This window comes from Micromonospora sp. NPDC047187, assembly GCF_040643355.1.
GTDB lineage: Bacteria > Actinomycetota > Actinomycetes > Mycobacteriales > Micromonosporaceae > Micromonospora > Micromonospora salmantinae.
The window spans coordinates 47,160-70,102 of sequence record NZ_JBEYUF010000031.1 but is presented as its reverse complement, the minus strand read 5'-3'; the positions used below and the strand labels follow the sequence as shown (position 1 = coordinate 70,102).

Sequence of the window (22,943 nt, the reverse complement as noted above, 5' to 3'; positions counted from 1 at the left end):
CCCGGGACCACCCTAGCCCCGGGGCCCCGCGCGGGGCCGGCGCGGGCGCCGCCCTGACGACGGCGGCCCCCGGCCCCGCCGGCGGGCGGAGCCGGGGGCCGTCGACAGATCGGTCAGGTGGCGTCGATCGTGCCGGTCAGCAGCAGGGCCAGGACCAGGGTGCCCAGCGCGACCCGGTACAGCACGAAGACGTACAGGGTGTGGTGGGCGACGTAGCGCAGCAGCCAGGCGATGGCCGCGTAGCCGATGCCGAAGGCGATGAGGGTGGCCACGATCGTCTGGGCAACGGTGGGCACCGAGGTGCCCGGGGCGGACGGTTCGAAGACGTCCCCGAGGCTGAACACCCCGGACATCACCACCGCCGGGATGGCCAGCAGGAAGGAGTACCGTGCCGCCGCCTCGCGGGTCAGGTTGAGCAGCAGACCGGCGGTGAGCGTGCCGCCGGAGCGCGACACCCCGGGGACCAGCGCCATCGCCTGGGCGAAGCCCATCACGATGCCGTCCTTCATCCGGAAGTTCTCCAGGGTGCGGGTCTGCCGCCCCCAGTACTCGGCGAACGCCAACACGAAGGCGAACACGATCAGCGTGGTCGCCACCACCCACAGGTTGCGCCCGGCGGTCTTGATCTGGTCCTTGAACACGAAACCGAACAGCCCGATCGGGATCGAGCCGACGATCACGTACCAGCCCATCCGGTAGTCGAGGCTGGAGCGGACCGACTTGTCCCGGATGCCCACCAGCCAGGTCCGGGTGATCCGCCAGATGTCCTTGGCGAAGTAGATCAGCACGGCCGCTTCGGTGCCGAGCTGGGTGACCGCGGTGAACGACGCGCCGGCGTCCCGGTCGAAGAAGATCGCCGAGGTGATCCGCAGATGCCCCGACGAGCTGACCGGAAGGAACTCGGTCAGTCCCTGGACGATGCCCAGGACGATGGCCTCGACCCAGGTCACTCGCCGACTCCCGAGAGGTCGAGAGCCTCGGCGACGGTACGCAGGGTCTGCACACCGCTGTCCCGGTCGGCCACGAAGAGGGTCACCGACAGCGTGGTGACGCCGGCCGCCGCGTACTCCCGCATCCGCTCGGCGATGCGCTCCTTCGGGCCGAGCAGCGAGGTGCGGTCGATGAACTCCATGGGTACGGCGGCGGCGGCGTCGCGCTGCCGCTTGGCCAGGTACAGGTCCTGCACCTCGCGGGCGGCGTCGCCGTAGCCCATCCGGGTGGCGAGCTGGTTGTAGAAGTTCTGCTGCCGGCTGCCCATGCCGCCCATGTAGAGCGCGGCGTACCAGCGGACGAGTTCGGCGCAGGAGGCCACGTCGTCGCCGATCACCACGGGCACCGACGGCACCACGTCGAACCCCGCCAACTCCTTGCCGACCTTGGCCCGCCCGGCTTGCACCGAGGCGAGCTGCTCCTCGGCGAACTCCGGGGCGTAGAACACGGCCAGCCAGCCGTCGGCGATCTCGCCGGCCAGCTCCAGGTTCTTCGGGCCGACCGCGGCCAGGTAGATCGGTATGTGCTCGCGGGGTGGGTGGAAGCCCAGTCGCAGGGCCTTGCCCGGGCCGTCCGGCAGCGGCAGCGTGTAGTGCTCGCCGTCGTACGCCACCTCCTTGCGGGCGATGGCCAGCTTGACGATGTCGACGAACTCGCGGGTCCGGGCGAGCGGCTTGGCGAAGCGCACGCCGTGCCAGCCCTCGGACACCTGCGGGCCGGATACACCCAGGCCGAGCCGGAACCGGCCGCCGGAGAGCGCGTCGATAGTGGCGGCGGTCATGGCGGTGGCGGCCGGCGTACGGGCGGGGATCTGCATCACCGCGGCGCCGACGTCGATCCGTTCGGTCTGGCCGGCCATCCAGGCGAGCATGCTGGGCGAGTCGGAGCCGTAGGCCTCCGCCGCCCACACCACCGAATAGCCCAGCCGGTCCGCCTCCTGGGCCAGCGCCAGGTGGTCGGCCGGTGTGCTCCACGCCGTCTGGTATCCGAGACTGAGCCCGAGTCGCACTGGTCCTCCCCCATCCGTGGCACAGGTCGCCCCAGGTTACGCAATGCCGATAACGGACTCGATCACCGGCTCGACCCCTTTGATCCCCCCTCCATCGGGGCAGCCCGGGGCGGCGGAACCGGCAGAACCGGCAGAGATACGGGAGCGAGGATATCGGTGGCGGCAGGTTCGAAATAAGGTTCACCCATGCAACAGCGACCGCTCGGCCGAAGCGGGCTGGCGGTTTCCCGGCTCGCGCTCGGCACCATGACCTGGGGCCGGGACACCGACGCCGACGATGCGGCCGCTCAGCTGAAGAGTTACCTCGACGCGGGCGGCAACCTCATCGACACCGCCGACGTGTACGGCGACGGCGACGCCGAGTCGGTGATCGGCTCGTTGCTGGGCTCGCTCGTCCCCCGCGAGGAGCTGCTGATCGCCACCAAGGCCGGGTTGCGCCCCGGCAGCGGCCGACGTCGGGACGGCTCCCGGGGGCACCTGCTGCGCACGTTGGACGCGTCGCTGCGCCGACTCGGCACCGACCACGTCGACCTGTTCCAGGTGCACGGGTACGACCCGGACACCCCGCTGGAGGAGACCCTGGCCGCCCTGGACCACGCGGTGGCCAGCGGCAAGGTCCGCTACGTCGGGGTGTCGAACTTCTCCGGCTGGCAGACCGCGCGGGCCGCCGCCTGGCAGACCGCCTGGCCGGGGCGGGCGCCGGTGGTCGCGTCCCAGGTGGAGTATTCGCTGCTGGAGCGGGGCGTGGAGCGGGAGGTGCTGCCCGCGTGCGACGCGCTCGGCCTCGGCGTGCTGCCCTGGTCGCCGCTGGGCCGGGGCGTGCTCACCGGCAAGTACCGGCACGGTCGGCCGGCCGACTCCCGGGCCGCGTCGCCGCACTTCGAACGGTTCGTCTCGACCTACCTGGAGCCGCGCTGTTCCAGCATCGTGGAGGCGGTGGCGACCGCGGCCGGTGGGCTGGGGGTGTCGCCGCTGGAGGTGGCGTTGGCCTGGATCCGGGACCGGCCCGGCGTGACCGCGCCGATCCTCGGCGCGCGGACGGTCGGGCAGTTGCTCGGCGCGCTCGCAGTGGAGCGGATCACCCTGCCCGAGGAGATCACCACAGCGCTGGACGACGTCTCCGCGGTACCGGTCGGCTACCCCGAACGCGACGGCTGACCAGCCGGCCGGATCACGGCTGAGCAGCCGCCGGGTCACGGTTGAGGGCGCTGCCCGGGGAGGTCGTGGATCGCGGCCAGGAAGCGCGACTGGTCGTCGCGGAGCGCGGGCTGGGTGAGCCGGATCCACGAGCCGTCGTCGAAGACGATCGTGGACGTCAGCTGCACGAGCCCGGTCGCGCCGCGCTCCGAGTCGACCCGGGCCACCCGGTCGCGTCGCACACTCCACAGCACCCGCGGCTGCCGTCGGTCGGGCCGGTCGGCGTCCGGACGGGGGCCCATCCGCAGCAGGTGCAGGTGGGTGTCGGTCACCGCCAGCGGGGTGCCGTTGCAGCGCTCCAGGAAGAGCAGCAGGCTGCCGGCGAGGGTGGCGAGGTCGCCGCTGAAGACGAACCGGCGACGGTAGGCGATCTCGGCGAGCTGCTCGGCCAGCGGGCGGTACAGGCTGAGCCGGAACAGGGCGCGGAACGCCTCCTGCTCCTCGGTGAGCGGGATGGGATCCCGCTGCACCCGCTGGTGTGGTGGGGCCGGCTCCGGTTCGGCCGCCTCCGGCACACCGGCGGCGATGGCACCGGCCTTGCCGGGCAGCAGCAGCACACCAGCGGCCAGCCGGACCGGCGTCAGCACCGCGTCCACCCAGACCACCGGGTTGACGATGTTGAGGAGCCCGAACAGCACCTTCGGGTCGAGCGAGTCGACGAACTCGTCGGCCATCACATCGGCGAGCTGCCGACCAGCCTTGTGGGTCTGCGGGGCGCGGACCGGGCCCAGCCCCACATAGCGCAGCTCCTGCCCGGGCAGCAGTGGCGCGACGAGAGCACGTTCGGGTTCGTCGCTGGTGCGGAACTCGTCGCGCAACCCACGGGCCTTGTCCCGGGCGGCCCGCGCGCCGCCGAGCACCGCGTCGGTGAACCGACCGAGCCGGCCTCGCTCCCCTGACATTGCGCGTTCCTCCCCAACGACCTGCCGGCTGACCCCGGCGGCGGCTGCCCGGTCGGCGACGAAGTCGCCGCGCAACAGGGCCAAATTAGGCACCACAACTTGATGATCGACCCGACCGGGGCCGGCATCGTCAGGATCTGCCCTCCCACACGGGGCATCTCGGCGACCGAAACCGCGAGATCGGCGCGACGAGGCACGGGGCGGTACGAACCGCCCGCGGTGGCGTCGTCGGTCACTCCGGAGGGGGTGGCGAACGGCCGCTGGGCTGGGCAGCATGGAGAGCATGGACTACGAGTACGCGCCACTGCGGCTGCCGCCGAACGTCGACCGGTTGACCGCGGCGGCGCAGTTGGCGATCCAGGCGGAGTTCTCCGGATGGGAGTTGGCCCGGGTGCGGCTGTACCGGGACGGCACGCGGCAGGTGGTGCTGCGTCGGCGGCGGGTCAACCAGCCGCAACCGGGTCTGTCGTACTGACACCGGGCGGTGCCGCCCGAGGCCGGAGTCGGCCCCGGGCGGCACCCGGCCTAGTGCTGGTGCCCGGCGTGGTCGTGGTCGTCGTCGAGCTCCAGGAACGGGTGCTCGTCGAGCCGACCGACCAGCCGGTCGTCGGCAGCCGGCTGGAACGGGCCGACCGCGTCGTCGTCGTCGAACGACTCCAGGTCGACCGGGGTGCCCACCTCGCTGACCATGACCACCCCGTCGAGCGGCTCCAACTCGGGGACGTCCAACGCGCCGAGCGAGCCGTCACCACTCTGCAGCAGCTCCAGCACCGCCTCGCCGACGCCCTCCACCGGCGCCGGCTCGTCGTCCTCCGGGGTGCCCTCGCGGCGGGCCGCCTCGGCCACCCGCAGCAGCGCGGCGACGCTCGGCACCCGGTAGTCACGACGCTGACGCACCGAGATCACCCTGGGGTGCGGGTCGCTGGCCTCGGCGCCCTCGCCGCCGCCGAAACGTTCGTCGGCCTCGTCCGGGTCGATCGAGTCGACATCCCACGGCGTCACCTCGCCGAAGGCGTCGAGCAGCCGCTCGTCGTACGCGAAGGAGGCGTTGTTCAACGCCACGTACGCCTGCCAGACGTCGTCGTCGTCGACGCGGCCCTGCGCGGCGCGTACGGCGGCCAGGTGGTGGCGGGCCGCTTCGATCACCCGCTCGAGAGCGGCGTCCAGCTCACCATGCTGGTCGGTCATGTGGGGCAGTCCCTTCACGTTGGGGAGGTTGCGCGCCGGCGGCCACCGCCGGACACGACTAGCAGGTGCGGAGGAACCGGTCGAGAACCCGCACGCCGAACTGTAGTCCGTCCACCGGAACGCGCTCGTCGATGCCGTGGAACAACGCCGAGAAGTTCAGGTCGGCGGGCAGCCGCAGCGGGGCGAACCCGAAGCAGCGGATGCCGAGCTGCGAGAACGCCTTGGCGTCGGTGCCCCCGGAGAGCATGTAGGGGACGGGTCGCGCCCCCGGGTCCTCCGCTCGCAGGGCCGCCGACATGGCCTCGACCAGGTCACCGTCGAAGGTGGTCTCCAGTGCCGGCTGCCGCTGGACGTACTCGATCGCGATGTCCGGACCGACCAGCTCGCGCAGCTGCCGCTCCAGCAGCTCGGACTGGCCGGGCAGGCTGCGGCAGTCGATGGTGGCGGTGGCCCGGCCGGGGATGACGTTGTCCTTGTAGCCGGCGCTCAACCGGGTCGGGTTGGCGGTGTTGCGGATGGTCGCGCCGATGATGTTGGCGATGGGGCCGAGTTTCGCGATGGCCGTCTCCGGGTCGTCCGGGTCCAACTCGATGCCGAGTAGGTCGGAGACCTCGGTCAGGAAGGCTCGCACGGTGTCGGTGACCACCACCGGGAAGCGGTGCCGGCCGATCCGGGCGACCGCCTCGGCGAGGGCGGTGACGGCGTTGTCGTCGTGCATCATCGAGCCGTGCCCGGGGCGGCCCTTGGCGTGCAGCCGCAGCCAGTCGATGCCCTTCTCGGCGGTCTCGATGAGGTAGAGCCGCTGGTTGTCGTTCACCGAGTAGGAGAAGCCGCCGACCTCACCGATCGCCTCGGTGCAGCCGTCGAAGAGGCCACGGTGGTTGTCCACCAGGAAGCGCGCCCCGTAGTCGCTGCCCGCCTCCTCGTCGGCGGTGTACGCGAGCACGATGTCGCGCGGGGGCCGTACGCCGGTGCGCTGCCAGTGCCGCACCACGGCGAGCACCATCGCGTCGAAGTCCTTCATGTCGATGGCGCCCCGGCCCCAGAGGTAGCCGTCGCGCAGCTCGCCGGAGAACGGGCCCACCGACCACTCGTCGGCGTCGGCGGGCACCACGTCCAGGTGGCCGTGCACCAGCAGCGCGCCCCGGCTCGGGTCGGTGCCCGGGATGCGGGCCACCACGTTCGCGCGGCCCGGCGCGGACTCGTGCAGGACGGACTCCACGCCCACCTCGGCGAGCTTCTCCGCCACGTACTCGGCCGCGCGGCGCTCGCCGACGCTGGTGTCGTTGTCACCCGTGTTGGTGGTGTCGATGCGCAGCAGGTCGCGGCAGAGGTCCACGACCTCTGCGGTGGGGTCGGGTCGGGCGGAGGCGGCATCGCTCGTCATCGCCTCTTCATACCAGCCCGAGGTGGTCGACGGGCCGGCGCACCGACGCGGACGGTCCGGCGCGGGTGTGCGGGCGGACCGTACGCGCCCGCGCCCGTCAGCTGACGCATCGACTGGTGTTCCCGGCCCCGCTGCGCGCGACCGCCTCGGACCTCAGTCGGAAACACGTCGCAAGAGCGGCCGTGTGGGGCCTCGGCTCAGCCACGGACGAACCGTACAGTCGAGGCTCTGGCGATGACTGGATGCGCCTGCTCTCCGCCGCTCTACGCAGGGATGCGATGTGACAGAGTCCGCGCCGCGCCGCCTCCGAACCCGCACCGTTCTCACCCGTGACCAGGCTCGGGCGGGCGTCCGGGGCCACCGCGTCCCGGTCACCGACGTCGGCGGCGCCACCCTCGTCGTCCGGTGCGACATCCCCCCGGGTGGCGCGTCCCGCCGAAGGTCCCTCCGGCTGACCCGGGCGGCTCTCGAGAAAAAGTATCCGGGCCGCGACTGGCCGGACGAGCAACTGGTCCAGATCACAGTGCCCGACTGGCGGTGGCGCTACGCCCTCGCCGCGCTCTGCGTGCTGGCCGGCCTGATCGCCGAGGCGTGGCTGTACGCGTTCGCGCTGGCCCTGATCTGCGCGGCGCTGGCGGTCAGCGCCGCGCACGCCCGGTTGCACGACGTCGACCGGTTCGATCCGGCGGTGCGGCGCGGCTTCGCGGCCACGCTGCGCGACAACCTGGCCGGCACCGCCCGACTGTATCTGTTCCCGCTGGGCGCGGTGCTCGCGTTGTACCTCGTGGCCGCGGCGGTGCTCGGATCGCTCATCGTTCCGACGGCGACGCAGGACACGATCCTGGCCACGCAGAACGTCCTGGACGATGCCGCCGACCTGGTCGGCAAGTTGAAACTGCCCGAGTGGGGCCTGGCCCTCGTGCTGCTCGGGGCGTGGCTGCTGACCTCCCTGTTGACGGCGGCCGGCACTCCCGGCGCAGCGGGGGCATGGCTCAACGGGATCGTCCGCGGCTACGGACGCTACAGCGGGCCGGCGGTTGCCACGGTCACCGCGCTGTCAGTGTTCACCCTGCTCACCGGCACCGTGGCCACCCTCCGTGGACGGGTGCAACTGGCCGCCGAGTGGACGACTGACGACTACCGGCACGCCGCGGCCGCGGTCGAGGAGCGGCTGGCCGGCCAGGTCCTCGAACAGGTGGTCCGCGCGCTGCGCGAGCAGCTGCCGACGGACTACCAGCAGGTGCTCGCCGGCACCGTCTCAGTCCAGGTGATCAGCGAGCTGGAGCGGATCCGGGCGGCCGACGGCGACCGGTCCCGCGACGATCCGGTCGTCGCCACCGAGGAGGATCGCGTCGCCCGCCGGGGCGCCCTGCCGGACCAGTCGGTCATCACCGTCTCCGGTGACGCCCCGGCGCTGCCGACTCCCGGCGATCTGACCGGCGAGGACGCCGAGACGGCGCGACGCTGGGCGGATACTGCGCCGCCTGTCGCGGCGACCAGCGTCGCCACTGACGGGGGCAAGGAGGTCCTCGCGCAGATGCCGAAGGTCGCGACCGAACTGGCAGCGTGGAAGCGACTGGGCGATTGGGCCCAGGACCACCACCCGGCGGCCAAGCCACTGATCGACGCCGTCGCCGAGGCCTTCGACACCCAGTTGCAGGACCGGCTGCGAGCCCAGGTGCCGCCGCTCGTTCGGAAGATCTCGGCCCGGTCGGGCGACGTGCAGGCGGCCATGAGCACTGCCGTCCGCGACCTCACGGCGACGATCGACATCCCCGCCATCGCCGGCCGGTACGCCGATCAGGCGCGGCAGGCCGTCACCGCCGCACAGAACACCCTGTCGGCCCTCACGGCCAGGCGTCAGCAGTCGACGGCGCGGGCCGCTCTGCTCACCGAACTGCTCCAGGGGAACACCCACGAGAGGGCCCTCGCAGACACCGCCAACGCGAGCGAGGCGGTGCGGCGCGCGGTCGTCGCGGAGCTGCGTTCCACCATCGACACCACGACGGCGTCGCCCGATCTCCGTCGCGCGGCCGCCGTGACCCTGCACAACCTGTCGGGCCGCGGAGTCCGGGAGGTCACCGCCACCGACCTCGCCAAGGCGGTGCGGATCTGTGGCTGCGGCACCTGACCTCCGCTTATTCCGCAGGGGACTCCCGGCGCCCGGCTGAGCGCGCCACTGCCGTTCGTCGAGACCGAACTGGCAGCCCGGGCGCGGGCCGGTTTCGCGTTGGCCGCGTTCGGGTACCGCCGCCCACGACCGTACGTCCCTGCCGGAGCTTCCGCCCGCCAGTCGAGGAGGGCACCATGTCCGCTGTTCCCCTGCCGCCGCTGCCGCCCGCGCCCGCACCCGAGGAGGGTTACCGACCCGGCGGTCGCAGCATCGCCGACATCGTCGACCGGGAGCACCGGCAACTGCTGGCGTTGCTGGACCAGCTCTCCGGCCCGGACACCACACCGCAGGAGGGGTTGGCGGTGCTCACCGCCGCGCTGTCGCGGCACCTGTCCGCCGAGGAGCAGTACCTGCTGCCGGCGGTCCGCGCGGCGCTGCCGGCGGCCACCGAGCGGGTGGACGCGGAGATCAACGCCGACGCGGCCCTGCTGGGCACCCTGAAGGGGCTGACGGACGAGGCGTTGACCGAGGTCGCCGAGCGGGTCCGCCGGCATGTCGACGGGGTGGGCGCGCTAGTCACCGAGCTGCGCGCGGTCGCGACCGAGGAGGAGCTGATCCGGCTCGGCAACCGGTTGGAGATCGCCGAGGAGGCCGCGCCGACCCGACCGCACCCGGGCACGCCGGCCACCCCTCCGTGGAACCGGATCGTGGAGCCGGCGGTCGGGGTAGTGGACAAGGTTCTCGACGCGGTGACCCGGCGACCGACGTACCTGGCGGACCTGCCGGAGCCACCGCGGGACCGGTGACCGGCGACCGCCGGCAATGCATTCATTATCACCGATCCGCTCGGGCTATTCCGCCAGCAGACGCGTAGTCCTACCGTCACCCTATGAACCTGGAGCTGCGTCACCTGCGGGTGGTCTGCGCGATCGCGGAGACGGGAAGTGTGACGAAGGCGGCCTCGGCGCTCGGCCTGGCCCAGCCGGCGCTCACCGCCCAGCTCCAACGCATCGAACGGACGCTGGGCGGCCCGCTGTTCGACCGGGACCGGCGCGGGGCTCGACCCACCGCGCTCGGTGAGCTGGTGCTGGCCCGCGCCCGGGTGCTGTTGCCGGCCATGAAGGGGTTGCAGGACGAGGCCGCCCGGCTGGCCGGGGCGGGCGACACGCCGCCGTGCTACCGGTTCGGCGGGGTGAACAGCCCGATCCTGGGTCGGCTGGTGCACCGGTTGGCGGCCGAGCAGCCGCCCGCCCAGATCACCACGTACGCGTCCTGGTCGGTGGACGAGTTGGCGCAGTTGGTGGCCGGCGGTCGGCTGGACTTCGCGCTGGCCGGCGTGTGCGGCGACGCCAGTCCGTCGGCCGGGTTCGGGTTGAGCTGGCAGGAGGTGGCCGTCGACCCGGTGCTGGTGCTGCTGCCGGAGACCCATCCCCTCGCGGCGCAGGACGAGGTCCGCCTGGCCGACCTGCGCCACGAGCAGTGGGTCGCCGCGCCGGGTGACGGCTGCTTCGCCGACTGCTTCGCCGCCGCCTGCGCCCGCGCCGGCTTCACCCCCCGCAAGGTGTACGAGACCGACATCCGCGGCTGCGTCGACCTGGTGGAGGCCGGCGTGGCGGTGGCCCTGTGCCAGGCGACGTTCCGCCCGGTGAGCGGTCTGGTCACCCGTCAACTCGCCGGGACGCCGCTGCGCTGGCGGCTGCTGCTCGGCTGGCATCCGGACTCCCCCGCCGCCCAGGGCGCGGAGCTGGTGCTGGGAACGGCCAAGGCGGCCTACGTCGACTCGTTGGCGCCGCATCCGGCGTACCTGGCCTGGCTGCCCCGCAACCCGGGGTTCGGCGTCCGGCAGCCCATCGGGGTCCGGCCGGGCTGAGCGGCCGGTATTCCCGGCCGATGGCGGTGCGAACCGCCGTGGGCCGGGTATCTGGCGGACATGACCGACCTCTACCCGCCCGCCGACGACCGCGAACTGCTGCGCCAGGCGGCTGCCGCGCACACCGCCGCCACCCGCGAGGTGGAGGCGTTCCTGCGCCGACTGCCGACGGTGCCCGACCCTGCCGACGTGACCGAGTACGCGAACCTGCTCACCCGTGAGGACCAGACCCGCGGCGACCGGGACGCCGCCGCCGACGCGGCGGGCCTGACCATCGCGAGCCTGGAATCCGACAAGGGCCAGTAGCAGGACGCCGAACGGTGCCGTCCCTGCCCGGGACGGCACCGTCGTGCGGTCGCTCAGCGTTCGACGAGCGGGTCGTGACCCAGGTCCAGCAGGGAGTGCCGCCAGCTGTCGTCGGCGTTGCCGCGCGACGGCTTGGCGTCCATCAGTTCGCGGATCCGCTCGACCGCCTCCCGCATCACCTCGATGTCCTCGGGGGTGAGGTCCACCTTGCGCTTGTTGAGCACCTTGAGGATCTCCCGGCCGGGTTGGGGCAGGTCGAGGTTCGGGTTCGGGCTGAACGACTCCTCCCCCGAACCCCTGGTCAGCAGCCAGGTCCGCAGTTGCTCCGACGGAACGTTGACCTCGGCGTGGAAGTCCTCCCAGAGCACTTCCACCTCGGGGTCGAGCCGCGCTTCGCGTACCATCAGGTCTCCTCTCCGGGCGGCGGCCCGGACGTCTCCGGGTCGTCCTGGTCGGTCTTCGGATGCAGGCCCTCCGCAGGCACCCGCGTGCGGCGGGGGTTCGCTGTGGGCGGCGCCAGGATCGGGTCGGGATGGTCGTCCTCGTCCCGGTGTTTCGCGGACTCCGCGGGCTGGTGCGGGTCCTCGTGTTCGTCCCTTCGCGCCGGCCCGCTCATCGCGGGTGTGTGGTCGTGGCGGCGGTGTACCCCCGCTCGCCCGCTGTCACGTCGAAGGTGAGCGCGCCGTCGCGGACGTCCACAGTGACCTTCTGCCCCGGCGAGATCGCCGACTCCAGCAGCATCCGGGACAGGTGGTTGTCCACCTCCCGCTGGATCACCCGGCGCAGCGGGCGGGCACCGAACTCCGGCTGGTAGCCGTGTTCGGCGAGCCAGTCGATGCCGGCGGTGGTGAACTCCACCTGGAGGTCCTGGGCGTGCATCCGGCGGCGGGTCTCCTCCAGCAGCAGCGCGGTGATGTCGCGCAGCTGCTCGGCCTCCAGCCGGCGGAAGATGATGACCTCGTCGATGCGGTTGAGGAACTCCGGGCGGAAGTTCTCCTGCAGGCGGCGCATGAGCCGCTCCCGCAGCTCGTTGCTCTCCTGCTCGCTGCCCACGTCCCCGGTGCCGAAGCCGACCGAGCGCTGAGCGCCGGTGATCAGCTCCGAGCCGAGGTTGCTCGTCATGATCAGGACGGTGTTCTTGAAGTTCACGGTGCGACCCTGGCTGTCGGTGAGCCGCCCGTCGTCGAGCACCTGGAGCAGGATGTTGAACACGTCCGGGTGGGCCTTCTCGATCTCGTCGAGCAGCACCACCGCGTACGGGCGGCGCCGCACCGCCTCGGTGAGCTGACCGGCCTCCTCGTAGCCGACGTATCCGGGCGGCGCGCCGACCAGCCGGCTGACCGTGTGCCGCTCCTGGAACTCGCTCATGTCCACCCGGACCATCCGGTCCGCCTCGCCGAACAGCGCCTCGGCCAGGGCTCGCGCCAACTCGGTCTTGCCGACACCGGTCGGGCCGAGGAACAGGAAGCTGCCCATCGGTCGCTCCGGGTCGGCCAGCCCGGCCCGGGAGCGGCGTACCGCCTCGGCGACCGCGGTGACCGCGTCGTCCTGACCGACCACCTTCTGGTGCAGGTGACCTTCCAGGCGCAGCAGCCGGTCGCGTTCCTCCTCGGTGAGCTGGCTGACCGGGATGCCGGTGGCCCGGGAGACCACCTCGGCGATCTCCTGCGGGCCCACCTCGGGCACCTGGGATCCGGACGAGCCGTCCTCGCCGTTCGCGCGGCGGATGTCCTCCTCCAGCTCGGCGATCCGGTCGCGCAGCGCGGAGGCCCGCTCGTACTGCTCGTCGGTGACGGCCTGTTCCTTGTCCCGGCGTACCTCGTCGAGTTCCTGCTCCAGCTCCCGCACGTCGGACGCGGGGGTGCGGGTGCGCAGCCGCACCCGGGCGCCGGCCTGGTCGATGAGGTCGATCGCCTTGTCCGGCAGGAACCGGTCGGTGACGTACCGGTCGGACAGCTCGGCGGCGGCGACCAGCGCCTCGTCGGTGAAGCGCACCTGGTGGTGGGCCTCGTACCGGTCGCGCAGCCCGCGCAGGATGGCGATGGTGTCGTCGACGCTGGGCTCGGGCACCAACACCGGCTGGAAGCGCCGGGCCAGGGCGGCGTCCTTCTCGATGCTCTTGCGGTACTCGTCCAGCGTCGTCGCGCCGATCACCCGCAGCTCGCCGCGGGCGAGGGCGGGTTTGAGCATGTTGGACGCGTCCATTCCGCCCTCGCTGCCGGCGCCACCGGCCCCGACCAGGGTGTGGATCTCGTCCATGAAGATGATCAGTTCGTCCCGGTGTGCCCGGATCTCGTCGATCACCTTCTTCAGCCGTTCCTCGAAGTCGCCCCGGTAGCGGGTGCCGGCGACCAGACCGGCCAGGTCGAGCTGGACGACCCGCTTGCCGAGCAGCGTCTGCGGTACGTCCCCGTCGCAGATCCGTTCGGCCAGCCCCTCGACGATGGCGGTCTTGCCGACGCCGGCCTCGCCGATCAGCACCGGGTTGTTCTTGGTACGCCGGGACAGGATCTCGATGGCCTGTTCGATCTCGTCGGCCCGGCCGACCACCGGGTCGATCTGGTCGTTGCGGGCCAGGTCCGTGAGGTCCTGCCCGTACTGGTCCAGGGTGGGGGTGCCGCGGTCCGGCTTCGGCCCGTTCATCGGCCCGCGCTCGGCGTTGGCGGCCTGCAACGACTCGGGTTGGATCCGGCCGGCGGCCAGCATCCGCCCGGCCGGCGACTCCGGGTTGAGCGGCAACGCCATCAGGATGTGCTCGGGGCCGATGTAGTTGGCGCCCATCGCCCGGGACAACTGGTGGGCGTCGAGCAGCGCCCGCTTGGCGGCGGGGGTCAACGACAGGTTGGGCGGCACCTCCCCGCGCGGCGCGCCGTCGCCCTTCCCACCGAGCGCGTTGAGCAGGGTGTCCGGGTCGGCGCCGGCCCGGCGTACCAGGTCGCGCAGCGATTCGCGTTGCAGCGCCGCCCAGAGCAGGTGGTCGGTGTCCAGGTCGCTGCTCTGGCGCTGGGCGGCCCGCCGGGCCGCGTCGGCCAGCATCTCCCGGGCGTCGGCCGTCATCAGGCGGGTGATGTCGACCCGGTGCGGTGGCCGGCGCCCTCCCTCGCCCCGACCGAAGTACCTGGCCAGGAATTCGTCCCACGGGTCGGAGCCGATGTCACCGGGTCCCATCATGTCTGTCCTCCGCAGTCGGGCGCGGCACGGTCGGCAGGGGCTACCCGGCGCGCGCCCCGACAAACGCCGCAGGTGGTCGAGCACCGGCATTCCGGGAGTGGCGTCGGGTCAGGGCCGGGCGATGGTGGCAGGCTGACGGGATGGATGAGACCCCGCTGCTGATCGTGGATGGCGCCAACGTGGTGGGCTCGCGCCCGAACGGGTGGTGGCGTGACCGTGCCGGGGCCGCTGCCCGGTTGCGCGACTCGCTCGCCCCGGTGGCGACCATCGGGTTGCCGGCCCGGCTGACGGCCCCGGTGGAGGTGGTCCTGGTGGTCGAGGGGGCCGCCCGGGACGTGCCGGGCACCGAGGGTGTCCGGGTGGTCTCCGCCGCCGGCTCCGGCGACGACACGGTGGTCGAGCTGGTCGAGGGCGCGCCGCGGCGTCGACGGCTGGTGGTCACCGCCGACCGGGAGTTGCGCGGGCGGGTGACAGCGCTGGGCGCCGAGGTGTACGGCCCGCGCTGGCTCCGCGAGAACCCGACCAGCAACTGAGAAATTCTCGCACTGGGACTCCCACAGATCGGACTCCCGGCACTTCCGAGGGCCTTCCGGACAGGCGGGCAGGAACACCGACAGGGCGGATGTTCTTTCGGAACCGCCGATAGGCTCTAATGGAGATCTCCCCGCCCCCAGGAGGTTCCGCCGTGGCGAGCGTCGCCGAGCTGAAGGCTGCCATCGATGTCGCCCTCCAACAGATCGGAGACGGGCAGACAGCCGTGCAGGCGGCCGGCGAGAAACTCTCCGAGGCACAGCAGACCCTGGCCGGGGCGCTGGAGGGCAGCGGGCACGAGACGGTGGAGGCGGCCCAGGCGTCGCTGACCCAGGCCAGCCAGGAGCTGGAGGAGTGTCTCGCCGCGACACTTGTCGCGGTGGAGCAGGCGCAGCTCTACGTCTCCACCCTGTAGGCCGCCATGTCCATCATCGAGGATGTCGGCGGGCAGGTCCGTGCCGCCACCGAGGAGTTCCCGGTGGCGCTGCTCGGGCAGGCGCTGGAGAAGTTCGGCCTGGCCGCGGAGCGGCTGCGCTGGGTACGACAGGAGTCGGCCAACCCGATGGGGGTGCCCGAGCTGTCCGCCGCCACCGAGCACGCCGAGAGCGCCGGCTACGCGCTGCGGGTGGCACAGGAGCAGCTGTCGGCCTATCTGACGGCGATCGGCCTCGGCGCGGACGGAGCCCCGGCGCCCCGCCCTGAGCAACGCGCTCCCCGACACGACACGCCACCGGCGTCCGGGCCGGCCGCGGTCGCGCCGGAACCGGCCGAGCAGGTGCGGATGCGCCGGTGGTGGTCGGTGCGGGTGGCCGAGCTGACCGGCGGGCGCGAGGGCACCGACGACGAACCCGACGAGCGGGTGGACGACTCCCAGGAGTTGCTGCGCCGAGTGGTGGGAGGTGTCCGCTCCGGCGACCGCGACCGGCTCCGCAAGGAGCTGCGCCGGGCCCCTGCCGACGTGGGGCTGGGCATGGCGGCGCTGGCGCCGCCGCTGCTGCGCGAGCTGGCCGGGGAGCTGCTCGGGCACCCGCCGCGCGCCACCGACCTCGGGCGGCTGCGCGGCGAGTTGGACGGACGCGTCCGCGACCTGCTGCCCGGGTTGCCGCCGCCGGTGCTGGAGACGCTGCTGACCCGGGTGTGCCGGATGCCGCCGCCGCGCGCCTCCGGGGAACCACCACACGCCGCCGACTCCGCGGTGACCGCCGGGGTGGCGACCGGGCTGCTGCTCGCTCGCCTCGGCCGGGACCTGCCGGCCGGCGGGGCGAGAGAACCGACAGGCGCGAGAGAACCGGCGGGCGCGGGGCAGCGAGGCGACGCGGGAAAGCCGACGCGGGCCGGGCAACCGGCGGGCACGCAACAACCGGGCGGGACCGGGCGGCCGGGCGCGGCTCCCCCCGCCGGCGGTGCGGTGCAGCGGCCGGGCGCCACCACGCAGCGCTCCGGTGGCCTGCCGCCACGCTCGGATGGGCCGCCGCGCCCCGGCGGGCCGCCGCCGCGCACGGGCAGCCCCTGGCGGGACGCGCCGACGCGTCGGGGCTCCGATGGCTGACCGGCGCGGTCAGCTGGCCAGCCGGGTCCGGGACACCCTCGCCGAGGCGTTGGGCGCCACCCGTACCCGGCTGTCCGCCGCCCAGGCCGACCTGACCGCCGGGCGGGAACGACTCGCCCGGGTCCAGCGGGCGGCGGCAGCAGTACCGGAGCGGGTGGGCGCCCAACGGGACCGCCGCATCGCCGAGATCGACGCCCGCTACTCCACCCGGATCGCGGAGCTGGCCCGGAGGGCCGCCGACGCGGCCCGGCAGGAGGCGCCCGGCTGCGCGGGGGCCGACTGGGCCGGGTGGACGCCGACGCCCGCCCGCCGGGCCGAGCCGCCCGGCGCGCTGCGGGTCGGCACGGTCGGGATCGACGGCGTCGACCCGGTGCCCGCGCTGGTGCCGCTGCTCGACGCCGGGCACGTCCACCTCGCCGGGGACGACCGCGCCGGCTGCGACGCGGTGGTCTCCGCGCTGCTGCTGCGGGCCGTCGGCCGCGCCGACCCCGGGGCGGTACGACTGATCGGGTACGACCCGGACCAGCTCGGCGGCGGACTGGCCGGGTTCGCCCCGTTGGGCACGGCCGGGCTGCTCACCTTCGTCGGCCCGGGCGGGCTGGGTCCACTGCTGGACGACCTGGTGGAGCAGATCCGCCGCATCAACGAGACGGTCCTCGCCGGCGAGTACGCGTCGCTGCGCGAACTGGCGGCCGCGACCGGCCGACGACCCGAGCCGTGGCGGGTGGCGGTGCTGCTCGGCGGGGAGGAGCTGAACCGGCACGAGCGCGGGCAACTGGACCGGGTGGTACGGGCCGGCGCCGCCTGCGGCGTACACCTGGTGGTGCACGGTGTGCCGTTGCCGGAGGATCCGACGGTGACCCGGGTGGTGGCCGGGGTGTCCGGCGCGCGGATCGGCGGCTCGGCCGGACTGCCGGTCCGGCTGGACCCACCGCCACCGGCTGCGCTGGTCACCGAGACCTGCCGGGACGTCGCCGCCCGGGTGAACGCGGGCCCGCCGCCGACCCCCTTCACCGACCTGCTGCCCCCGCCCGAGCTGATGTGGCGGGAGGACTCCGCCGACGGTCTGACCGCGCCGATCGGTGAGGGCCCACAGGGCCGGCCGGTGCGCTTGACGCTCGGCGACTATCCACCCCACGCGCTGATCGGCGGGCCGTCCGGCACCGGCAAGACCAATCTGATCTTCGCGTGGATCGGTGCCCTCGCGGCCCGCTACTCCCCCGCCGAGCTGGAGTTCTACCTGCTCGACTTCAAGGAGGGGGTCTCCTTCGCGCGGTTCGCGCAGGGCCGGCGCGACCCGAGTTGGCTGCCCCACATGCGGCTGGTCGGCATCAACGTCAACACCGACCGGGAGTTCGGGCTGGCGCTGCTGCGCTTCCTCACCGAGGAGTTACGCCGACGCGCCGACGCGGCCAAGAAGCACGAGGTGACCAAGCTGGCCGAGCTGCGGGCGGTCGACCCGACCGGGCACTGGCCACGCATCGTCGCCGTGGTGGACGAGTTCCAGATGTTGCTGGCCGGCCGGGACGCGGTCGCCCGGGAGGCGGCCGACCTGCTGGAGGACCTGGCCCGCCGCGGCCGGTCCCAGGGCATCCACCTGGTCCTGGCCTCGCAGGACGTGCGGGGCATCGAGGCGCTGTGGGGCCGCCCCGCGCTGGTCGCCCAGTTCACCCTGCGCATCGCGTTGCCCAAGGCGCTGCGCATCCTCGCCGAGCGCAACGACGCGGCGCAGTCGCTGCCGCGCTGGCACGCGGTGGTCAACGCCGAGTCGGGCATGGTGGAAGGCAACGAGGTGGCCCGCATCCCGTCGGCCAGCGACTGGGAGACCTGGAGCGGGTTGCAGCACCGGCTGTGGCGGATGCGCGCCCCCGACGCGGCGCCCGCCCGGCTCTTCGACGGCGACGCCATCCCCCGGCTGGCGGACGCCCCGGACTTCCGGGCGCTGGCCGTACCGCCGGACGGGACCGTGCCGCGCAACCCGGTGGCCCTGCTCGGGGAGATCATCGACGTGCAGTCCCGCTCGGCGTCGCTGCGGCTACCGCGCGCGCCGGGCCGCAACCTCGCGGTGCTCGGCACCCGCGTCGACGAGGCGTGCGCGGTGCTCGACGCGGCGGCCCGGTCGCTGGCCCGTCAGCACCCGCCGGGCACCGCCCGGTTCTCCATCGCCTGCCTCGACCCGGACGCCGACCCGATCGCCCGCGCCCTCTACGACGACCTGGCCGACGACGCCGCCTGGTACGACGAGGAGACCGTCGGCGAGCTGATGGCCGAGACGGCCGACGGGCTCGGCGGCCCGGGAAGCCCGCACTACCTGCTGCTGTTCGCTGTCGACGCGGCAGCGGGTGCGTTGGCCGCCCGCGCGGGCCGACGTACCGGCCTGGAGCAGCTGCGCCGGATCATGCACGACGGGCCGGAACGACGCACGCACGTGCTGGCCTGGTGGCGGGGTGTGGCCCGGATGCGCGCCGATCTCGGTGGGCCGGCCGCCCGTACCGACCAGATCGGCGCCTGGGTGGCCCTGGACGCGCACGGCGGCGAGCTGGGCTCGTCGCTCTATCCGGGCACCGGCGGCCCAGATTGGTATCCCCGCCCCTGGCGAGGGCTCTTCTTCGACCGGGCGGTGCACCGCACCGGACAGGTGATCATCCCGTATGGACCGACCCGATGAACGAACCGGTGACCAGCGAGACGTACGCGGCGCAGCTACGGCGGCTGGCCGACCTCACCGCGCGGGTGCGCGAGCAGCGCGCCGAGGCGCACACCTGGCACGAGCGGCAGTGCGTTGCGGCCGAGCGGGCCGTCGCCGACGCGGCCGAGCAGCTCCAGAGCGCCGAGGAGGAGCTGGTCGCCGCCCGTGAGCAGCAGGAACGGGTCGACGCCGAGGTGGCCCACCTGTGGCAGCAGGTCCGCTCACGCCTCGGTGCCCGCCGTCTCGGCGGCCCGCCCGCCCCGGCGACCGGCGTCGGAGCCACCGACCCGGTGCTGCTGCTCGCCAAGGCCCGTGACCTGCTCGACCGGGCCGGTCAGCCGGGCGAGCTGCCGGGCTCGGTCAACCCGCTGCTGGCGCTCTGCGGGGTGGCCGGCGGTGTGCTGGCGTACGCGCTGGGCGCCGGCGCCCGCGCGCTCGGCGTCGGGTACGGCGGCGACCTGGCGGTCGGACTGCCGGTGCTGGCGTTGGTGGTGACGCTGCTCGGTCCGTTGGTCGGCCTGGTGCCGGCCCGGGTGCTGGCCGACCGCCGGCACGCGGTGCTCGGCCCGCGACCGATCAGTGTGGTGCTCGGCGCCGGTCTACTGACCACAGTGCTGCTGCTGATCCTCGGGCGCTGACCCACCGGGAGCCGACCCCACCCCCAACCCCGTCGATCTTGCAGTTTCTGCGGCGACACAAGGCGCAAGAGCGGACGGATCAGCCACAGAAAGTGCAAGATCGCGCTGGCCCACCCGGCCGGGACGGTCGCGCCGACCGGCCTCAGGCCGGGACGAGCACGGCCTCGCGGAGCAGCCGGCGGGCCAGGGTGAGCCGGTCGGCGTCGTCGGGCAGGCCGGGCAGGTCGCCGACCCGGGTGACAGTGCCGGTGAGCAGGGCGCGGGCGGCCGGCTCGCAGCTCGCCGGAAGGGTGATGGTGCGGTCGAAGAGCCGCAGCGCCACGGTGTCCGAATCGTGCGGCACCAGCTGCCAGCGCAGGCCGGGACGCAGGGCGACCCGGGAGTCGGCGTCCAGGGTGGCCAGCGCGTCGGCCTGGGCCAGCGGTCGGATCGGCGCCGGGCGGGCCGCCGGCCAGGCGCGCTGCCGCAGACGCGCGGCGACCGCGCCCGGGTCGGCGCGCAGCAGCCAGTCCCGCAACGCCTCCACGGTCTCGGTCAGCTCCGGCTCGATGGCGTCCGGGTCGGCGACGTCGGTGCCGAACGGCAGGCTGGCCCGCAGCCGCTGGTCCTCGGCGGAGAGCGCCAACAACTCCTCGACCAGGGCGTAGCGGGTGAGCGCACGGATGCCCACGGTCAGGTGCAGCGAGCTGGCGTCCTGCGCCTGCGCGCTGTGCAGCCACCCACGGGGCAGGTAGAGGGCGTCACCGGGGGCGAGCACCACGTCCAGCGCGGCCGGGCCCTGCGCGGTGGCGCCGACCTCGTCAGCGCGCCCGCCCCACTGCTGCTTCTCCAGCGGGTCGGGCAGCACCGGCGGGTGGATCCGCCAGTGCTTGCGGCCGTCGACCTGGAGTACGAACACGTCGTGGGTGTCGTAGTGGGTGGCGAAACCCTGGCTGCCGGCCGGGGTCAGGTAGGCGTTGATCTGCAACGGCTGGTTGAGCGCGAGGCCCAGGTCGCGGGCGAAGTCGACCAGCGGCGGCCAGATCCGGTGCAGCCCCTGCAACACCAGGGTTGCCCCGGACGCGTACTGCTCCAGGACCCGCTCGTCGAGCACCTGGTCGCCGATCTCGGCGCCCGCGCCACCGCCGCCGGTCCAGCGCGACGCCGCGACCAACTGGCCGTCCTTGGCGACGCGCAGGAACGGGGTACGCAGACCGCGCCGGCTCAGCAACTCGTCGGCGTCGGCGGGGCTGAGCAGGTCGGTGAAGCCGGCCGGGTCGGGCAGTTCGGCGGCGCGGGACAGCAGCGGGGTGTGCCCCCAGTGCGCGGCGGCGAACTTGGCCGGTTCGACCGAGACGCAGCGGGCCAGCGCCGCGGTGGCGTCGGTGGACGGAACCGCCGGGCGGCCGTGGTGGCCGCCCGGCGGGTCGAGGTACGTCATGGCGTGCCGCTACCGGGCGCTGCCGTCAGCGCCACCGTCCTGCTGGCCCGGGGTGGCGCCACCGTCGGCGGGACCCTCCGCGCCGCCATCGGCGCCACCGTCGTGCTGACCGGGGGTCGCACCGCCGTCGGCGGGACCCTCCGCGCTGCCGTCGGCGCCACCGTCGTGCTGACCCGGGGTGGCACCACCGTCGGCGGGACCTTCCGCGCCACCGTCGGCGCCACCGTCGTGCTGACCGGGGGTCGCGCCGCCGTCGGCCGGACCCTCCGCGCCGCCGCCGCCGGTGGTCTGCATGTCGTCATCGTTGAGTGCCATCGGTACTCCCTCGGGTGTGCCGCCCCGCCGTACGCCGGGGTCCGTCGTGCTGCGGGTGGTACCCCACGCGCGATCTTCTCTAACCCTCACCGTAGACGCCGAACCGGGGCGACACGGGCAGTTCGCGAGCGGCGGCGGAGAGTGCCAGGATGGGGTGGTGATCCTGGTGGGCACGTCCGGCTGGCAGTACCGGGACTGGCGCGGCCGCTTCTATCCGCAGGGGCTGCCGCAGCGGCTCTGGCTGGAACACTTCGCGGCCGGGTTCGCCACTGTCGAGGTCAACAACGCCTTCTACCGGCTGCCCGAGCGGGACACCTTCGCCGCCTGGCGGGCGCGCACCCCGGCGGATTTCTGTGTGGCGGTGAAGATGAGCCGCTACCTCACCCACATCAGGCGACTGCGTGACCCGGAGGAGCCGGTGGCCCGGTTCCTCGGCCGCGCCACAGCGCTCGGTGACCGGCTGGGCCCGGTGCTGCTGCAACTGCCACCGAACCTGCGGGCGGACGTCGAGGCGCTGGACGCCACGCTGCGACTGTTCCCGGCGCAGGTGCGGGTAGCGGTCGAGCCCCGGCACCCCTCCTGGTGGACCGACGCCACCCGGGCGGTGTTGGAGCGGCGTCGGGCCGCGCTGGTCTGGGCGGACCGGCTGGGCCGCCCGGTCGCCCCCCGTTGGCGCACCACCGACTTCGGCTACCTGCGGCTGCACGAGGGGCGGGCACGGCCGTGGCCCCGCTACGGTCGGGCCGCGCTGCGGTCCTGGGTGGGTCGGCTGACCGACGCCTTCGGCGCGGACGAGCCGGTGTACGTCTATTTCAACAACGATCCGGGCGGCGCCGCGATCGTGGACGCCGTCGCGTTCGCCGCGCTGGCCCGGCAGTCCGGTCACCCGGTGTCGCGGGTGCCCACCGCCGCCGAGGCTGCCGACGACTGAGCCCGCCCGACGCGTCGTCGGGCGGGCTCGGTGTCAGGCCGTCACGGCATCATCGTGGCGAGGTCCTTGGGCATGGTGTCCTTCACGTCCTGCCACTCACCCTGGGTGACGTGGCGGCGCAGCGTGTCCAGCACCACCTGCGTCACCCGCTCCGGGCCACCCTCCGCGTCGTACGGGAAGCCCTGCCGCACCTCGTAGAGGAAGTCGTCGCGGTTGAGCTTGATCGGCACGTCCGACGGCACCCAGCCGTCGAAGTAGATGCCCCGCACCAGCACCGGCAACTGCTGGGCGAACTCCACGCTCTCGTCCACCGGCAGCCGGTCGCGCAACAGGTGCAGCACCGTGCGCAGGGCCGCGTACGACTGGTTGCGCCGATCCTTCGGCCAGCCGTACGCGTTCTCGATGTCCTTGAGAATCAGGTTGGTCTTGTCCAGCGAGGACTCGAACGCTGAGATCATCGCGTCAGCCATCGGTCGACCCCCGTTCCGTGGTGTCCCACCGTCGGTCGTCGGCGCGGCGCGGCGGCCCCACCGGGCCACGGCGGGCCCGCACCGGGCTGCCCTGCGGGGCACGCCGGGCGTTGTCGGCCGTGCCGACCACGTGCAGGACGGCACCACGCCGTCGATCCGTCACCAGTCGAACCGTCATCCCCGTCACCTCCGTGTCGTCTCCGGCGTCGGCCGCCACTGGCGGCCGTACCCACCGCGTCCACCCTCCCCACGGGTGGGGTGAGGCGA

The 22,943-nt window shown here is 73.5% G+C and carries 24 protein-coding genes; 12 read left to right on the top strand and 12 right to left on the bottom strand.

All coding sequences use genetic code 11. The features are described 5' to 3' along the window. Positions 1-113 precede the first annotated feature (113 nt). Positions 114-950: an undecaprenyl-diphosphate phosphatase gene (locus ABZ794_RS30615; RefSeq protein ID WP_112587410.1), complete on the bottom strand. Its 837-nt coding sequence runs from the start codon at positions 948-950 to the stop codon at positions 114-116. After that, a complete protein-coding gene (locus ABZ794_RS30610; RefSeq protein ID WP_210781677.1) occupies positions 947-1,999 on the bottom strand; it encodes an LLM class F420-dependent oxidoreductase in 1,053 nt (350 codons plus the stop codon). Before ABZ794_RS30610 ends, ABZ794_RS30615 begins: the two co-directional genes overlap by 4 nt. Before the next feature lie 186 nt (positions 2,000-2,185). Here ABZ794_RS30610 and ABZ794_RS30605 point away from each other — a divergent pair, with 186 nt between their 5' ends. Then, positions 2,186-3,157, top strand: a complete 972-nt coding sequence (locus tag ABZ794_RS30605) for an aldo/keto reductase (RefSeq protein ID WP_112587412.1) — start codon at positions 2,186-2,188, stop codon at positions 3,155-3,157. A 35-nt stretch (positions 3,158-3,192) separates the two neighbouring features. Here ABZ794_RS30605 and ABZ794_RS30600 read toward each other — a convergent pair whose 3' ends face one another. Next, a complete protein-coding gene (locus tag ABZ794_RS30600; RefSeq protein ID WP_357518820.1) occupies positions 3,193-4,098 on the bottom strand; it encodes a hypothetical protein in 906 nt (301 codons plus the stop codon). A 283-nt stretch (positions 4,099-4,381) separates the two neighbouring features. Here ABZ794_RS30600 and ABZ794_RS30595 point away from each other — a divergent pair, with 283 nt between their 5' ends. After that, a complete protein-coding gene (locus ABZ794_RS30595) occupies positions 4,382-4,573 on the top strand; it encodes a DUF5703 family protein (protein ID WP_013734349.1) in 192 nt (63 codons plus the stop codon). A 50-nt stretch (positions 4,574-4,623) separates the two neighbouring features. Here the strand turns inward: ABZ794_RS30595 and ABZ794_RS30590 are convergent, their stop codons facing one another. Both ABZ794_RS30590 and ABZ794_RS30585 read right to left on the bottom strand, forming a co-directional pair. Then, a complete protein-coding gene (locus tag ABZ794_RS30590; protein WP_091408864.1) occupies positions 4,624-5,286 on the bottom strand; it encodes a hypothetical protein in 663 nt (220 codons plus the stop codon). A 58-nt stretch (positions 5,287-5,344) separates the two neighbouring features. Next, positions 5,345-6,673: a M20/M25/M40 family metallo-hydrolase gene (locus tag ABZ794_RS30585; RefSeq protein ID WP_210781675.1), complete on the bottom strand. Its 1,329-nt coding sequence runs from the start codon at positions 6,671-6,673 to the stop codon at positions 5,345-5,347. Positions 6,674-6,953: 280 nt separating this feature from the next. On the opposite strand from ABZ794_RS30585, the gene ABZ794_RS30580 reads away from it, so the two are divergent. From ABZ794_RS30580 to ABZ794_RS30565, 4 genes are all read left to right on the top strand, one after another. Beyond that, positions 6,954-8,804, top strand: coding sequence for a hypothetical protein (locus ABZ794_RS30580; protein ID WP_238690366.1), 1,851 nt, complete (start codon positions 6,954-6,956; stop codon positions 8,802-8,804). 176 nt (positions 8,805-8,980) lie between these two features. Further along, the gene (locus ABZ794_RS30575) at positions 8,981-9,592 is read left to right on the top strand and encodes a hemerythrin domain-containing protein (protein WP_210781673.1); all 612 of its coding nucleotides are present in this window, start codon (positions 8,981-8,983) and stop codon (positions 9,590-9,592) included. Between the two features lie 83 nt (positions 9,593-9,675). Further along, entirely contained in the window at positions 9,676-10,656 is a 981-nt protein-coding gene (locus ABZ794_RS30570; RefSeq protein ID WP_238690367.1) for a LysR family transcriptional regulator, read from the top strand. Between the two features lie 60 nt (positions 10,657-10,716). Beyond that, positions 10,717-10,962, top strand: a complete 246-nt coding sequence (locus ABZ794_RS30565) for a hypothetical protein (RefSeq protein ID WP_210781671.1) — start codon at positions 10,717-10,719, stop codon at positions 10,960-10,962. A gap of 53 nt (positions 10,963-11,015) precedes the next feature. On the opposite strand, the gene ABZ794_RS30560 is transcribed toward ABZ794_RS30565, so the two are convergent. Genes ABZ794_RS30560 through ABZ794_RS30550 form a run of 3 tightly spaced genes read right to left on the bottom strand, consistent with a single transcriptional unit; the run spans position 11,016 to position 14,133 of the window. After that, complete coding sequence (locus ABZ794_RS30560; RefSeq protein WP_091408434.1) at positions 11,016-11,366, bottom strand: DUF3140 domain-containing protein; 351 nt, start codon at positions 11,364-11,366, stop codon at positions 11,016-11,018. Further along, positions 11,366-11,578, bottom strand: coding sequence for a hypothetical protein (locus ABZ794_RS30555; protein WP_238690368.1), 213 nt, complete (start codon positions 11,576-11,578; stop codon positions 11,366-11,368). The genes ABZ794_RS30560 and ABZ794_RS30555 overlap by 1 nt, the downstream gene beginning before the upstream one ends. Beyond that, complete coding sequence (locus ABZ794_RS30550) at positions 11,575-14,133, bottom strand: ATP-dependent Clp protease ATP-binding subunit (RefSeq protein WP_210781669.1); 2,559 nt, start codon at positions 14,131-14,133, stop codon at positions 11,575-11,577. Before ABZ794_RS30550 ends, ABZ794_RS30555 begins: the two co-directional genes overlap by 4 nt. A gap of 140 nt (positions 14,134-14,273) precedes the next feature. On the opposite strand from ABZ794_RS30550, the gene ABZ794_RS30545 reads away from it, so the two are divergent. The 5 genes from ABZ794_RS30545 to ABZ794_RS30525 all read left to right on the top strand — a co-directional run bounded on the left by ABZ794_RS30545 (position 14,274) and on the right by ABZ794_RS30525 (position 19,540). After that, positions 14,274-14,666, top strand: a complete 393-nt coding sequence (locus tag ABZ794_RS30545; RefSeq protein WP_091408422.1) for a hypothetical protein — start codon at positions 14,274-14,276, stop codon at positions 14,664-14,666. Between the two features lie 152 nt (positions 14,667-14,818). After that, positions 14,819-15,079, top strand: coding sequence for a hypothetical protein (locus tag ABZ794_RS30540; protein WP_030332749.1), 261 nt, complete (start codon positions 14,819-14,821; stop codon positions 15,077-15,079). Positions 15,080-15,085: 6 nt separating this feature from the next. Beyond that, the gene (locus ABZ794_RS30535) at positions 15,086-16,213 is read left to right on the top strand and encodes a hypothetical protein (protein ID WP_357518816.1); all 1,128 of its coding nucleotides are present in this window, start codon (positions 15,086-15,088) and stop codon (positions 16,211-16,213) included. Beyond that, complete coding sequence (locus ABZ794_RS30530) at positions 16,206-18,881, top strand: FtsK/SpoIIIE domain-containing protein (protein ID WP_357518814.1); 2,676 nt, start codon at positions 16,206-16,208, stop codon at positions 18,879-18,881. The genes ABZ794_RS30535 and ABZ794_RS30530 overlap by 8 nt, the downstream gene beginning before the upstream one ends. Then, positions 18,878-19,540, top strand: a complete 663-nt coding sequence (locus tag ABZ794_RS30525) for a hypothetical protein (protein ID WP_357518812.1) — start codon at positions 18,878-18,880, stop codon at positions 19,538-19,540. The genes ABZ794_RS30530 and ABZ794_RS30525 overlap by 4 nt, the downstream gene beginning before the upstream one ends. A 142-nt stretch (positions 19,541-19,682) precedes the next feature. Here ABZ794_RS30525 and ABZ794_RS30520 read toward each other — a convergent pair whose 3' ends face one another. Further along, the gene (locus tag ABZ794_RS30520; protein WP_357518810.1) at positions 19,683-20,960 is read right to left on the bottom strand and encodes a cupin domain-containing protein; all 1,278 of its coding nucleotides are present in this window, start codon (positions 20,958-20,960) and stop codon (positions 19,683-19,685) included. 9 nt (positions 20,961-20,969) lie between these two features. Then, entirely contained in the window at positions 20,970-21,275 is a 306-nt protein-coding gene (locus tag ABZ794_RS30515; RefSeq protein WP_091408405.1) for a hypothetical protein, read from the bottom strand. A 157-nt stretch (positions 21,276-21,432) separates the two neighbouring features. On the opposite strand from ABZ794_RS30515, the gene ABZ794_RS30510 reads away from it, so the two are divergent. Then, positions 21,433-22,206 (top strand): DUF72 domain-containing protein, encoded by a 774-nt coding sequence (locus ABZ794_RS30510; RefSeq protein ID WP_357518808.1) that lies wholly within the window; start codon positions 21,433-21,435, stop codon positions 22,204-22,206. A 41-nt stretch (positions 22,207-22,247) separates the two neighbouring features. On the opposite strand, the gene ABZ794_RS30505 is transcribed toward ABZ794_RS30510, so the two are convergent. Then, positions 22,248-22,676 carry a DUF2267 domain-containing protein gene (locus ABZ794_RS30505; RefSeq protein ID WP_210787445.1) on the bottom strand — a complete coding sequence of 143 codons (429 nt, stop codon included), beginning with the start codon at positions 22,674-22,676 and terminating at the stop codon, positions 22,248-22,250. After that, positions 22,669-22,854 (bottom strand): hypothetical protein, encoded by a 186-nt coding sequence (locus ABZ794_RS30500; RefSeq protein ID WP_112587444.1) that lies wholly within the window; start codon positions 22,852-22,854, stop codon positions 22,669-22,671. The genes ABZ794_RS30505 and ABZ794_RS30500 overlap by 8 nt, the downstream gene beginning before the upstream one ends. Positions 22,855-22,943 lie beyond the last annotated feature (89 nt).

Excerpts from the sequence above, each read along its gene's own strand:
- ABZ794_RS30605 (WP_112587412.1), top strand. The coding sequence starts at position 2,186 with ATGCAACAGCGACCGCTCGGCCGAAGCGGGCTGGCGGTTTCCCGGCTC.
- ABZ794_RS30600 (WP_357518820.1), bottom strand. The coding sequence starts at position 4,098 with ATGTCAGGGGAGCGAGGCCGGCTCGGTCGGTTCACCGACGCGGTGCTC.
- ABZ794_RS30595 (WP_013734349.1), top strand. The coding sequence starts at position 4,382 with ATGGACTACGAGTACGCGCCACTGCGGCTGCCGCCGAACGTCGACCGG.
- ABZ794_RS30590 (WP_091408864.1), bottom strand. The coding sequence starts at position 5,286 with ATGACCGACCAGCATGGTGAGCTGGACGCCGCTCTCGAGCGGGTGATC.
- ABZ794_RS30585 (WP_210781675.1), bottom strand. The coding sequence starts at position 6,673 with ATGACGAGCGATGCCGCCTCCGCCCGACCCGACCCCACCGCAGAGGTC.
- ABZ794_RS30575 (WP_210781673.1), top strand. The coding sequence starts at position 8,981 with ATGTCCGCTGTTCCCCTGCCGCCGCTGCCGCCCGCGCCCGCACCCGAG.
- ABZ794_RS30570 (WP_238690367.1), top strand. The coding sequence starts at position 9,676 with ATGAACCTGGAGCTGCGTCACCTGCGGGTGGTCTGCGCGATCGCGGAG.
- ABZ794_RS30565 (WP_210781671.1), top strand. The coding sequence starts at position 10,717 with ATGACCGACCTCTACCCGCCCGCCGACGACCGCGAACTGCTGCGCCAG.
- ABZ794_RS30560 (WP_091408434.1), bottom strand. The coding sequence starts at position 11,366 with ATGGTACGCGAAGCGCGGCTCGACCCCGAGGTGGAAGTGCTCTGGGAG.
- ABZ794_RS30555 (WP_238690368.1), bottom strand. The coding sequence starts at position 11,578 with ATGAGCGGGCCGGCGCGAAGGGACGAACACGAGGACCCGCACCAGCCC.
- ABZ794_RS30550 (WP_210781669.1), bottom strand. The coding sequence starts at position 14,133 with ATGATGGGACCCGGTGACATCGGCTCCGACCCGTGGGACGAATTCCTG.
- ABZ794_RS30545 (WP_091408422.1), top strand. The coding sequence starts at position 14,274 with ATGGATGAGACCCCGCTGCTGATCGTGGATGGCGCCAACGTGGTGGGC.
- ABZ794_RS30535 (WP_357518816.1), top strand. The coding sequence starts at position 15,086 with ATGTCCATCATCGAGGATGTCGGCGGGCAGGTCCGTGCCGCCACCGAG.
- ABZ794_RS30530 (WP_357518814.1), top strand. The coding sequence starts at position 16,206 with ATGGCTGACCGGCGCGGTCAGCTGGCCAGCCGGGTCCGGGACACCCTC.
- ABZ794_RS30525 (WP_357518812.1), top strand. The coding sequence starts at position 18,878 with ATGAACGAACCGGTGACCAGCGAGACGTACGCGGCGCAGCTACGGCGG.
- ABZ794_RS30520 (WP_357518810.1), bottom strand. The coding sequence starts at position 20,960 with ATGACGTACCTCGACCCGCCGGGCGGCCACCACGGCCGCCCGGCGGTT.
- ABZ794_RS30515 (WP_091408405.1), bottom strand. The coding sequence starts at position 21,275 with ATGGCACTCAACGATGACGACATGCAGACCACCGGCGGCGGCGGCGCG.
- ABZ794_RS30505 (WP_210787445.1), bottom strand. The coding sequence starts at position 22,676 with ATGGCTGACGCGATGATCTCAGCGTTCGAGTCCTCGCTGGACAAGACC.
- ABZ794_RS30500 (WP_112587444.1), bottom strand. The coding sequence starts at position 22,854 with ATGACGGTTCGACTGGTGACGGATCGACGGCGTGGTGCCGTCCTGCAC.